Below are 12123 nucleotides of genomic sequence, written 5' to 3' on the forward strand. Positions count from 1 at the left end.
TTAGCTTTCAAACGGTGCTAAAACACCATTTGCTATCTTAAAAATTTTTGGTTTTTGAATTATTTCCCAGGAAATGCCCGCTAAATCTGTGGTTGTAATAAAAGTCTGTGTTTTACCATGAATGTAATTTAGAAGTGCGGTTTGCCTAGTCACATCGAGTTCTGACATTACATCATCCAACAACAGAATCGGATATTCTCCTGTAATTTGATGAATTAATTGCACTTCTGCGAGCTTAATACTTAGGACAACGGTTCTCTGTTGTCCCTGAGAACCGTATAAGTGGGCATTTTGCTGATTGATGGAGAAGATCAGGTCATCACGGTGGGGTCCTACCAATGTTGTACCCGACTTAATTTCCTTACTCTGATTAGTTTCATAAGCACTAAGCAGGTTCTGGTATAAATTCTCGACGCTCATTGATTCATCAACTTCGATACCAGTGGCCGAATATTTTAGTTCTAGTTCTTCCTTTGTTCCACTTATCTGCTCATGAGCAAGCTTTGACCTAGTATTCAATTCATTGATTAATTTAATTCTATAATGAACTATCTCAGCACCTAAGCCAGCTAATTGATCGGATAAAACTTCTAGGAAGACTAAATCCTTTGTTTTATTCAGTGCAAGCTGTTTCAAATAATTGTTCTTCTGCTTCAGAACTTGCCGATACTGGCTAATAAAATACAAATATTCAGCACTAATTTGACCAAACTCCAAATCCATAAAACGCCGTCTAATCGCTGGCGAACCCTTTATTAGATTTAAATCTTCCGGAGAAAATAAAATAGCAGTCATCTTTCCGATATAGTTTGAAAGCTTAGCCTGCTCCAAATGGTTGATATACGCTATTTTCCCTTTAGGTGTAACCCTGACCTCTAAATCAAGTTCAATTTGACTCTGATGCAGATGACCCTTGATACGTGCAAAATCTGCGTCAAATTCAATTAGTTCCTTATCATTACTGGTTCTATGCGATCTCGTTAATCCCAAAAAATAGATTGACTCCAGTAGATTAGTCTTACCCTGCGCATTCTGACCCAAGAAGATATTTACATCTCGCGAAAAATCAACATCTAGGCTGGGGTAATTACGGTAAAATTCAAGTGAAAATTTCGAGAGATACATTAATCTACCAACAATCCTTGAATCATAAATTCATCCTGGCCAATTTTTACCTGGTCACCTGAGTGCAGTTTCTTGCCCCGTCGTTGTTCACTCTCGCCGTTGACGTATACGGTATTCTCAGCGAGAAACCATTTAGCTTGTCCCCCAGACGAAATATACGTTAGTTCTTTTAAAAATTGTGCCAGAGTGATATAGTCACCCTTCAATTTAAAATTGGTAATTAAAACCGCCCCCTTCGATGCCACTTAATCTACTTAATTATAGCGTTTTTAGGAAAGAATAACAAATCAAATCAAATATTTTGCTTATTTTTAACGCTTTTAAGCTAAGTTAATATTCCTACACCACTTGAGGTAAAAAACGCTAAAAACACAATAAATTCGATAATAATAAAAAGCCCCCAATTTTTCGAGGGCTTTTTGGCTGAAATAGAGCTAAATATTAATTAAAACGTTCTAACTGGGGTAATTAACTGCACAAATTTTAAATCAGCTTGATTAGGAACCACCGTAAATGGTCGTAATGGCTGTGTAAACTTCATCAACACTTGATCTGTAATTGATGCACGCAGGGCATCACGAAGATAATCCGGGTTAAATGAGATTTCTAGCTCATCCCCGCTCATGGCTTTAGCTGCAATCTCTTCCTCAACGTTACCAATTTCAGGAGAATTACCCTTGATTACCACCGTATTATTCAGTGGATTAATCGATAGTTTCACAACGTTATTTCTACTTTCGTGTGTCAGAAGACTTGCTCTATCAAGCGAGCTAGATAAAGTAGCAATATCAAACGTCACATCAGTGGTTGATGTTTCAGGTAGTAAACGGTCGGTGTCAGGATAATGACCCTCTAGCAGACGTGAATAAAACGAGATATTGCCAATTACGAACAGAATCTGATTTTCACTAGATTTAACACTAATCTTTGTGCTTGTCTCACCAATAATTCTGGATAGCTCTGTTAGGCTTTTGCCAGGAATAATTAGGTTCATCTCACCTGTTGGACCATCGGTTAATTCAATTTCTCTCTGAGCAAGGCGATGGCTGTCAGTAGCCACAGCTTTAAGTTTACCTGCTGCAAACGCGAAATGGACACCTGTCAGAATTGGCCGACTTTCCTGAATTGCGACCGCAAAAGTCGTCTGATTAATCAGTTCACTAATAACTTTACTGTCTAGTGTGAAGCTATCGTCATTTTGAACTTCTGGTAAACGCGGATAATTATTCGCATCTAAGCCGTTAATCGTAAATTCTGCATTCTCAGATTTAATCAGGGTCTGGAAATTCTCAGTAACTTCAAAAGAAAAATCTTTACCTGGTAATTTTTTAACAATCTCGCTAAAGAATCTGGCTGGTAATACAATTGATCCTGTAGTGCTAATTTGTAAATCTTCGCTTGCTGCTAACTTAATTTGGATAGAGATGTCCGTGTCGCTACCAGTTAATACTAGCTCTTCTTCTGACAAATCCAGTTTAATACCCGTTAATATTGGAATAGTTGTTCTAGAAGAAATTGCCCGCATCACATTATTCAAATTTTCTAAAAATAAATTACGGTTGATAACGAATTTCATAATGACCTCCAGTGTCTTTGTTTATATTAATTATATATTATTTAAGTAGTAATAGTAGTAGGTCCTGTTAATTTTGTTCATAAGTCGAAAATAACACAAGGAAACAGGAAAGTGCTTGTTTATAACCTGTGGAAAAGTAGTTGAACTTATCCACAACTAGCGATCGAGCATTTGGCGTAAATCAGCAACTGATCCTTTCAATTCCACATCCGTTTGAATTGCCTTTTGAATCTTATCATATGCGTGCATTACCGTAGTGTGATCCTTACCACCAAACTCCTGACCAATCTTAGGAAGTGAGAAATCAGTTAGTTCGCGTGTGAGGTACATCGCTACCTGCCGGGGAACTACAATCGACTTGACACGCTTTTTCCCCTTCAATTCGTTTACAGAGGTTTGGAAATAATTAGCAACAACTTCTTGAATCTTCGAAATTTCAAGCCCTCTATTCTTTTGGACTATTCGTAAATTCCTGAGGGCTTCTTTAGCAAGGTCAATATTGATATCCTCACGTTTTATTGTAGCATGGGCCTGTACTTTGACTAGTGCGCCCTCGAGGTTTCTAATATTCGTGTCTATTTGACTTGCGATGTAATCGAGGGTTTGATCATCTATCTCGAGTCGCTCTCCATCCGCCTTTTTACGGAGAATAGCAATTCGTGTCTCTAAGTCTGGTGGTGTAATTTCTACCTGAAGGCCCCAGGCGAATCTAGAAACAAGCCGTTCAGAGAGGCTCGGAATCTCGTTTGGTAGTCGATCACTAGTCATCACAATCTGTTTTTGATCATTGTAGAGAGTTTCAAAAGTATGGAAGAATTCCTCTTGAATCCCCTCCTTACTGGCAAAAAATTGAATATCATCAACTAGTAGCAAATCGCATTCACGATATTTATGGCGAAATTTATCCTGAGTTTTATTCTTGATTGAGTTGATGAAATCATTTACGAAAGTCTCGCTTTGAATATAAACCACCTTAGCTGCTGGATCATTAGCAAGCATTTGGTGGCCAATTGCCTGCATCAAGTGGGTTTTACCTAGCCCTACTCCACCAAAAATAAAGAGTGGGTTATAAAAACTACCAGGGTTATCAGCGACTGCCAAAGCAGCTCCTGCTGCTAACTTATTTCCTTCACCTTGAACGAAAGTATCGAAAGTATATTTACTATTTAGTTTCAAGTCACGCGCAAATTCATTTGGTGTCTGGACGCTTCTTTGAATCACAATCCCGTCATCGTTTTGTTCAGGGGCGATCATCTTCGCAGTTCCTGATTCTGCTGCATTAACTTTAAATACGGGTACTATTTCGAGTGACGCATATGCATACGCCTCTTGAATGAGTACGCTGGCAAGATTCTTCTCCCAATATCCTTTGCTAACAGGTGTCTCCACTGAAATCAGCAATTCATTTGTGTCCCGATTAAATGTGATGGCGCGCGTGTTCTTAAACCAGGCGTTATAAGCAACTTCACTGTAACGTTTTTGCATTTCATCATTAAAGTATTGCCAGAATTTCACTAAATCAAACAAATTTGGTCCCCGCCTGTTCATTCTATTTATGCACAAGCTTAATTTTAGCAGTTTGACCGATAGTTTTCCACAAGTGAATAAAAAAAACAACAAGTACACAGGCTTGTGGAAAAAAATATGCATAAGTCACAATTAACAAAATTTTTTTGCAAAAAAGTAAAGTTATTGGCAGACTCTTGTGGAAAACAAAAGTTGTTGTAGCGGAGGATGAGAATAATTTAAAATACTTTATACACAGTGTGTGTAAAAAGATATATACACGCTGTTAATTGTGGATAAACCTGTAAATTAACCTGTGTTTTACGCAAAAAGTGCTAAAATAAATAAAAAGTTATCCACACGTGGAAAAATTCTGCAAATTTATTTTGTCTTTTCTCTGTAGATATGATATTATTATCAGGCAATTGTGCTTCAGGTGGCCACGCTATATTAAGTGGATCAGCTTTGAAAGCACTCAGTTAAACAGGAGGTGCAAAAAGATGACCACAAAGAGAACTTATCAACCAAAGAAACGCCATCGTGAACGTGTCCATGGTTTCATGAAACGGATGAGCACAAAGAACGGCCGTAGAGTATTAGCTCGTCGCCGTCGTAAGGGTAGAAAAGTATTATCTGCTTAGGCCACTGACTTCAGTGGTTTTTTTATATGAATTGGACTGAATCTGTTGAAAAAATCATACCGTGTTAAATCCGAGCTGGATTTTCAAAAAGTTTTTGACCAGAAGAATTCTGTCGCAAACCGGGGGTTTGTGATTTACCAACTTAAAAAACCGGGTCAAGCACATTTTAGAGTGGGCATTTCCGTCGGAAAAAAAGTTGGCCATACTGCCGTACTGAGAAATCGCTTGAAACGCTATATTAGAGCGACTTTAACCGAGGTCATTGACGAGATACCTGCCGAATTAGATTTTTTAGTTATTGCACGCGCCTCCATTCGTGATTATGATATGAAGCAGGTACGACAAAATTTGCTACATGTACTTAAGTTGGCTAAAATTCTTCCGGAAGAAAATAAAGAGGAAAATATCAGTGAAAAAGATTCTCACTAAACGTAATTTAAAACGCTTTGTTGGGCTTGCAGCAATTGTTGCACTGGCATTAGTTCTTACTGGCTGTTCTACTACTAATGGACCAATCGATCCGAACAGTAGTAGTTTTTGGGATAAGTATATCCTGTATAACATGTCGAGCTTCTTGCTCTGGATTGCGCAACTTGTAAATAATTCATATGGTTGGGCAATTGTCATCTTTACAATTATTGTGCGTGTTGTTCTATTGCCATTAAATGCAATGTCCATTAAGAACATGAAGAAAACCCAAGATATGGCGCCCGCAATCGAGGAACTGAAGAAGAAGTATTCTGAGAAGGATGCGGAGACGCAAAGAAAACTGCAGGCAGAGACACAGAAGTTATACTCAGAAGCTGGTGTTAATCCGGTTGCTGGCTGTTTACCAATGCTACTTCAATTGCCTGTCATGTTTGCGCTGTATCAGACAATCTTCAGGACACCAGAACTCCAAACCGGCCATTTCCTCTGGATGGAGTTAGGTAAGGCAGATCCATACTTCCTAATGCCAATTTTAGCTGCTGTATTTACTTTTGCTAGTTCGTATATCAGCCAGATGAGTACCCCAAAGTCGGCCCAAACAGCCGTTACAAAAGGAATGACCTACTTTGCACCTTTGATGATTGCAATTCCAGCAATTACTTTCCCAACGGCCATCTCGCTCTACTGGGTAATTTCAAACGCCTTCCAAGTAGCACAAACATTCGTGCTCCAAAACCCATTCAAGTATCGGCAAGAAATGAACGCCAAATTGGAAGAGGAACGTGAGAGAAAACGGCAAATCAGACGCGCGTATAAGCGGGCGAAGAAACGTTAGAATTGACAAATTGGCATAATGCCATTATATTATTCAAAGAAATTAAATGATGAAGTAGTCAAAGTGCTTTTTCTATTTAGACCTTATTTCGGTGTAAATAGGAATTAAAGGCACTTTTTTTATTTGCTAAAGGAGTTTATCAGATGCCGACACTTACTGAATATGATACGATTGCAGCCATTTCAACACCAATGGGCGAGGGTGCAATCTCCATTGTGCGCCTATCGGGTGAAGATGCGGTTACGATTGCCAATCACTTCTTTAAAGGTCAAGACTTAGAACATGTCGAAAGCCACACTATTAACTACGGGCATTTTATTGATCCAGAGAACAGTAATTTAATCGATGAGGTTATGGTGAGCGTAATGCGTGCACCAAAGACATTCACCAGAGAGGACATCATTGAGATCAACTGTCATGGGGGAATTGTCGCCACAAATAAGATATTACAGATGTTACTCGGTTACGGTGCTCGAATGGCAGAGCCCGGTGAGTTCACGAAGCGTGCGTTTTTGAATGGCAGAATTGACTTAACTCAGGCAGAATCTGTAATGGATCTGATTCGAGCAAAGACCGATAGGGCAATGCAGGTTGCGGTTGATCAACTGGATGGTAGTTTGACCAATCTCATTAAACGGTTACGGCAGGAAATTCTGAATGTTTTAGCCAATGTGGAAGTGAATATCGACTATCCTGAATACGACACAGACGAGCTAACCACGAAGATGCTACTTGAGAAGGCCAAATTGGTGTCAACACAGATTGACGAGCTATTGAAGACGGCTAAACAAGGCAAAATCATGCGGCAGGGGCTTGCCACAGCTATCGTTGGTCGGCCAAACGTTGGGAAATCATCGCTTCTAAATTATCTTACTAAAGAAGAGAAGGCCATCGTGACCAATATCCCAGGAACCACGCGTGATACAGTAGAGGAATACGTCAGTATCAATGGTGTACCGCTTAAGCTGGTGGACACGGCAGGAATTCATGATACGGATGACATTGTGGAACAGATTGGTGTTGAACGTTCTAAAAAGGCCATTACACAGGCGGATCTTATCCTGTTGTTGCTCGATGGCTCAGAGAATTTAACTACGGAAGATCATAACTTGCTGGCGTTAACCAAGGATAAGAAACGAATCGTTATTCTGAACAAAATGGACATAGAACGACAGCTCACACCCGAGTACCTAAAGGATGAGTTCGGGATAGAGAATGTAGTTGCCACGAGTGTCAAATTGCAGACGGGACTAGATGCCGTTGAACAACAGATTGCCGACCTCTTTTTTGAGGGAATTGAAGATTCAAACAACACGGTGATGGTGACGAACTCGCGTCAGGTTGGTCTGTTGCAACAAGCCAAGAACTCCTTGAATGAGGTCATTCGCGGGATAGAGGTTGGCATGCCAATCGATTTGGTTCAGATAGATATGACTAATAGTTGGGATAAATTAGGAGAAATTACTGGTGAAAGTGCGCCAGATGAGCTGATAACACAACTGTTTAGCCAATTTTGTTTAGGAAAGTAGGATAGCTAATTTTGAGAACTTATGACTCCAATGATTACGATGTGATTGTGGTAGGTGCGGGACATGCCGGCTCAGAAGCCGCATTAGCCGCTGCCAGAATGGGCCAAAAAACTTTATTGTTAACAATCAATCTGGACATGGTTGCGTTCATGCCTTGTAATCCATCCTTAGGTGGACCAGCAAAAGGAATTGTTGTCCGCGAAATTGATGCACTTGGCGGTCAAATGGGGAAGAACATTGATGCATCTTACGTCCAAATGCGGATGTTAAACACTGGTAAGGGACCCGCAGTGCGTGCGTTACGTGCCCAAGCAGACAAAAATCTTTATCACCGCTTAATGAAGGATACGATTGAAAATGAACCTAACCTCACACTGCGACAGGCGATGGTGAATGAACTAGTGATTGAAGATGGTGAGTGTCGCGGCGTTATAACGAACACGGGTGCTAAATACACTGCTAAAGCAGTTGTGCTAACGGCTGGTACTAGCTCTCGCGGTAAGATTATCATTGGTGAGCTGATGTACTCTTCAGGTCCTAATAACTCAATTCCTTCAATCAAACTTTCGGAGGATTTGGAGAAAAACGGGTTTAAGTTGCGTCGCTTCAAGACCGGGACACCGCCACGTGTTGACGGGAATACAATCGATTACAGTAAGACCGAGGAACAGCCAGGTGATAAGACACCAAATCATTTCTCATTTACGAGCTCTGATGCTGATTACTTGCAGGATCAACTGAGTTGTTGGATGACTTACACTAATGATCGGACCCACGATATTATCCGGAATAACCTCGATCGTGCACCGATGTTTTCTGGTGTTATCGAAGGTGTGGGGCCACGTTATTGTCCATCCATTGAAGACAAAATCGTACGCTTCGCTGATAAGCCAAGACACCAGCTTTTCCTCGAGCCCGAGGGACGCGATACTGAGGAATATTATGTCGGTGATTTCTCAACCTCTATGCCAGAGGAAGTTCAATTGCAGATGATCCATTCTGTAGCCGGACTAGAGAATGCCGAGATGATGCGGCCTGGTTATGCGATTGAATATGATATCATCGAGCCTTGGCAGTTAACCCACACGTTAGAGACGAAGCCGGTTAAAAACTTGTTTACCGCTGGCCAGATGAACGGTACATCGGGCTATGAAGAAGCTGCCGGTCAAGGAATCGTCGCTGGAATCAATGCTGCATTGCGTGCTCAAGGAAATGGAGAGACATTTACGCTCGCTCGTGATGAGGCATATATTGGTGTGCTTATCGATGATCTGGTTACCAAGGGCACTAATGAACCATACCGACTTTTGACTAGTCGCGCAGAGTATCGGTTGGTCCTACGTCATGATAACGCAGATTTACGCTTAACCGATAAAGGTTACGCACTTGGCTTAATCGATGAGGAACGTAAGGCGAAATTTGACCATAAGAAAGAAGCTATTGCCCGGGAAATAGCACGATTGCGGACAGTTAGAATCAAGCCAAGTGACAAAGTTAATGCGTTACTAGCCAAGTTACATCAAAGTCCGCTCAAGGATGGCGTGTTAGCCAGCGAATTTCTTAAGAGACCAAATATTTCATATAAAGACGTCCTAAGCCTATTGGGTGAGGAGAAGGCGGCTGCAATTGACCGTTACGTATCTGAGCAGATTGAAATTTCATTGAGATATGAGGGCTACATCAAGAAGGAGCAGATTAAGATTGATCGACTCCATCGCATGGAAGCTAAGAAGATTCCAGATCAAATTGATTACGATGCAATCAATGGTCTCGCAACAGAGGCGCGGGAGAAGTTTAAGAAAATTAGGCCGGAGACACTTGCCCAGGCTGAGAGAATCAGTGGGGTAAATCCGGCTGATATGGCTATCCTGAGTGTTTATATTGAACAGGGAAGGATTGCCAAAGTTAATCAGGCTGTGTCTTAATGATAGTTGAGTAACTGAGACATAAGAAAAAACGTGCAGATTTTTGCACGTTTTTTTACATTCGCTCTATTTTTTTGCGGACGGTTAGCCGCTGTTGGTATGGCACAACGAAGGTTACAAAGTCACCGGCACGTAAAATTGTTGATCCGTCTGGTATGAGTGCTTTTGTTCCACGTGTAATCTTGATTAATAGGGTGTTTTTTGGCCAGTGAATTGTTTTGACGGGTTGTCCGACCAAGTGGCTTTCTGGCACGATGGTCAGAGTTAGCTGGTCAGTTTTCCCAGAAAACTGAGCTGAAGTCGGCAGCATCATCTTATCTGCCAAAGATTCATAGATTGGGGCCCCCTTGAATAGATCAACAACGATGTATGCAACGAGACTTACTATTGCTAGGGGCATCAAGTTGGCCAAGTTACCGACCATCTCCGTTATGAGTAGAATCGCCGTGAACGGTGCTTTACCAATACCGGCAAAATAACCGGCCATGGCAAAGATAATTAAACTTGGTATCATGGTTGGCGAAATGAGGTGTAATACTACCAGAATATTACCAAACAGCGCTCCCAGTACCGCACCTAATGTCAGGATGGGCAGGAAAATTCCCCCGGGTAATCCAGAACCATATGAAATCATCGAGAAGACAAAGCGTAGGAGGAAAACGCCAAATAATAATAGTGTAGTTTCTTTAGCGGTATTCAAGTCAAGGATCAGGTTGTTACCTCCGCCAAGTAGTTCTGGCGCGAAATAGCCTAAAGGTAAAAGAAGGAGTAAAGGAACTAAACCGTTCAAGCTAGTTGGAATGAACTTTATTCTGGCATAGAGGTGGGGCATTAACAACAAGACCTTCTGGTAAAGTAGACCAAACAAACCAAGGAAGATGCCTAGCACAAGTAATGTCCAATAAGAAGAGAGTGGAAAATAAGTTTGATGGCTGATGGCCAAAACCGGTTGTAAACCAAAGATTGTGCTGGTAACGAAATTTGCTGCTAGTGCGGCAGAAAGTGAACTTAGCCAAACGCGGACTGAAAAGTTATGAAAAACCTCTTCAAGAACGAACATTGTTCCAGCAATTGGTGCGTTAAATGCAGCGGCGAGACCACCGGCGGCACCACTTGCAATCAGAATTCTGGTGTTGGTTTTATTGAGGTTAGTTTGCTCAGCGATTCCTTGGCCAATTGATGAACCTAACTGGATTGATGGTCCCTCACGCCCTAGAAATAGACCAGAACCAATTGCCAAAACACCCCCAACATACTTCCGCCAAAGAATGCTCCACCAATTTAGTGTCAACTGTCCTTGTAGTTGGATTTCAACCTCAGGGATACCGCTACCGGCGATATGTGGCTCGTCATGCAGAAATTTGGCTAGGATAAGAGAAATGATTAGTACAAGTATTAACCCTCCAAGTAAGATGGTCCAATTAGTATGTGCTAAGCGAAAACCTTTTTGCCAAAAGCGTAGCGAAATTTCGATTAACCATCTAAACGAACCGACGATTAATCCACTTAACAAACCAACAACGACGCCACGAAAAATTAGGATCAAGCTTTTATTGTCTAAATGTTGTTTGAGATAATTCATCACTAACATTCCCCCATAAAAATCAATTTTACGCTTTTAAAAACAAATTTTACAGGAAAATATTTATAGGATATACTCAGCTCAAAGAGGTGAAAGATGAATAAGTTAGTAGTTGAACAGCTGAGTAAGAGCTTTGATGAACAGAATGTACTTGAAAATACGAGTTTTACTTTCGAACAAGGGAAAATTTACGGTATGCTAGGGCGCAACGGTGCAGGTAAAACCACCTTTTTTGATTGTATTGCTCAAGATGAACAATACCAAAGCGGATCTATCGAACTTGTCCAAGATGGTGATTCGAGAGACTTGACGCCCATGGACGTTAGTTATGTCCACACGGAGCCCAATTTACCACTATTTCTGACCGGATATGAGTTTATCAGCTATTTCCTCGAGGTCAATAAAAATCGGGTAGCGGGTTCACTAGATGCCAAATATTACCTCAACCTTGCCGGACTAGAAGAAGTTGACTGGAATAAGTTGTTAAAAGATTACTCACAAGGCATGAAGACTAAAATTCAACTAGTTGCCTCGTTGGTGCTCAATACACCAATTTTATTATTGGATGAACCGTTAACAACTGTTGATGTGATTGCTGCACACGAGATGAAGAAGCTAATTACGGACCACAAAACAGACGCAATTATCATCTTTTCGACCCATATCTTACAATTGGCACAAGATATTAGTGATGAAATTGTCCTCCTTCATCAGAAGAGATTCAGCGGTGTCGGCGACGTCGATATTCACTCGAGTGAATTCGAGAACGAAGTGATTGCTAGACTTGCGAACGGAGTGGAGACAGATGTTTGACTTTGCTGCAGTATTTAGATTTGACCGTTACCTTCAAATAATCACTCAAACAGCGAGAATAAACCGCTTCTTATACTACATCCACCGAATTCCCTTGATCGGGCCTAAACTGCCACTAAATATTTTTTCGGGACATAATTTTAAAACTGTGACAGCTAACTT

Annotated in this window: 11 protein-coding genes; 6 read left to right on the forward strand and 5 right to left on the reverse strand. The window is 41.0% G+C overall.

Translation table 11 applies throughout. The annotated features are described in order from the left end of the window. The 4 genes from recF to dnaA all read right to left on the reverse strand — a co-directional run bounded on the left by recF (nucleotide 1) and on the right by dnaA (nucleotide 4228). Entirely contained in the window at nucleotides 1-1125 is a 1125-nt protein-coding gene (gene recF / locus LA20533_RS04125) for a DNA replication/repair protein RecF (protein WP_056945721.1), read from the reverse strand. Further along, nucleotides 1125-1370, reverse strand: a complete 246-nt coding sequence (gene yaaA / locus LA20533_RS04130; protein WP_054746088.1) for a S4 domain-containing protein YaaA — start codon at nucleotides 1368-1370, stop codon at nucleotides 1125-1127. Before yaaA ends, recF begins: the two co-directional genes overlap by 1 nt. A 200-nt stretch (nucleotides 1371-1570) precedes the next feature. Continuing rightward, complete coding sequence (gene dnaN / locus LA20533_RS04135) at nucleotides 1571-2701, reverse strand: DNA polymerase III subunit beta (protein WP_056945722.1); 1131 nt, start codon at nucleotides 2699-2701, stop codon at nucleotides 1571-1573. A 156-nt stretch (nucleotides 2702-2857) separates the two neighbouring features. Next, nucleotides 2858-4228, reverse strand: coding sequence for a chromosomal replication initiator protein DnaA (gene dnaA, locus LA20533_RS04140; RefSeq protein ID WP_056945723.1), 1371 nt, complete (start codon nucleotides 4226-4228; stop codon nucleotides 2858-2860). A gap of 479 nt (nucleotides 4229-4707) precedes the next feature. On the opposite strand from dnaA, the gene rpmH reads away from it, so the two are divergent. The 5 genes from rpmH (at nucleotide 4708) to mnmG (ending at nucleotide 9566) form a co-directional block, all read left to right on the forward strand. After that, a complete protein-coding gene (gene rpmH / locus LA20533_RS04145; RefSeq protein ID WP_056945724.1) occupies nucleotides 4708-4848 on the forward strand; it encodes a 50S ribosomal protein L34 in 141 nt (46 codons plus the stop codon). A 45-nt stretch (nucleotides 4849-4893) separates the two neighbouring features. After that, nucleotides 4894-5277, forward strand: coding sequence for a ribonuclease P protein component (gene rnpA, locus LA20533_RS04150; protein ID WP_056945725.1), 384 nt, complete (start codon nucleotides 4894-4896; stop codon nucleotides 5275-5277). Next, the gene (yidC, locus tag LA20533_RS04155) at nucleotides 5258-6112 is read left to right on the forward strand and encodes a membrane protein insertase YidC (RefSeq protein WP_054746087.1); all 855 of its coding nucleotides are present in this window, start codon (nucleotides 5258-5260) and stop codon (nucleotides 6110-6112) included. The genes rnpA and yidC overlap by 20 nt, the downstream gene beginning before the upstream one ends. A 143-nt stretch (nucleotides 6113-6255) precedes the next feature. Further along, nucleotides 6256-7641 (forward strand): tRNA uridine-5-carboxymethylaminomethyl(34) synthesis GTPase MnmE, encoded by a 1386-nt coding sequence (mnmE, locus tag LA20533_RS04160; RefSeq protein ID WP_056945726.1) that lies wholly within the window; start codon nucleotides 6256-6258, stop codon nucleotides 7639-7641. Between the two features lie 11 nt (nucleotides 7642-7652). Then, on the forward strand, nucleotides 7653-9566 hold the full coding sequence (gene mnmG / locus LA20533_RS04165; protein ID WP_056945727.1) for a tRNA uridine-5-carboxymethylaminomethyl(34) synthesis enzyme MnmG: 1914 nt from the start codon (nucleotides 7653-7655) through the stop codon (nucleotides 9564-9566). A gap of 55 nt (nucleotides 9567-9621) precedes the next feature. Here mnmG and LA20533_RS04170 read toward each other — a convergent pair whose 3' ends face one another. After that, nucleotides 9622-11151 (reverse strand): ClC family H(+)/Cl(-) exchange transporter, encoded by a 1530-nt coding sequence (locus LA20533_RS04170; protein WP_371857352.1) that lies wholly within the window; start codon nucleotides 11149-11151, stop codon nucleotides 9622-9624. Between the two features lie 93 nt (nucleotides 11152-11244). On the opposite strand from LA20533_RS04170, the gene LA20533_RS04175 reads away from it, so the two are divergent. Beyond that, a complete protein-coding gene (locus LA20533_RS04175) occupies nucleotides 11245-11961 on the forward strand; it encodes an ABC transporter ATP-binding protein (RefSeq protein WP_056945729.1) in 717 nt (238 codons plus the stop codon). The last annotated feature ends 162 nt before the right edge of the window (nucleotides 11962-12123 follow it).

The organism is Amylolactobacillus amylophilus DSM 20533 = JCM 1125 (assembly GCF_001936335.1).
Classification (GTDB): domain Bacteria; phylum Bacillota; class Bacilli; order Lactobacillales; family Lactobacillaceae; genus Amylolactobacillus; species Amylolactobacillus amylophilus.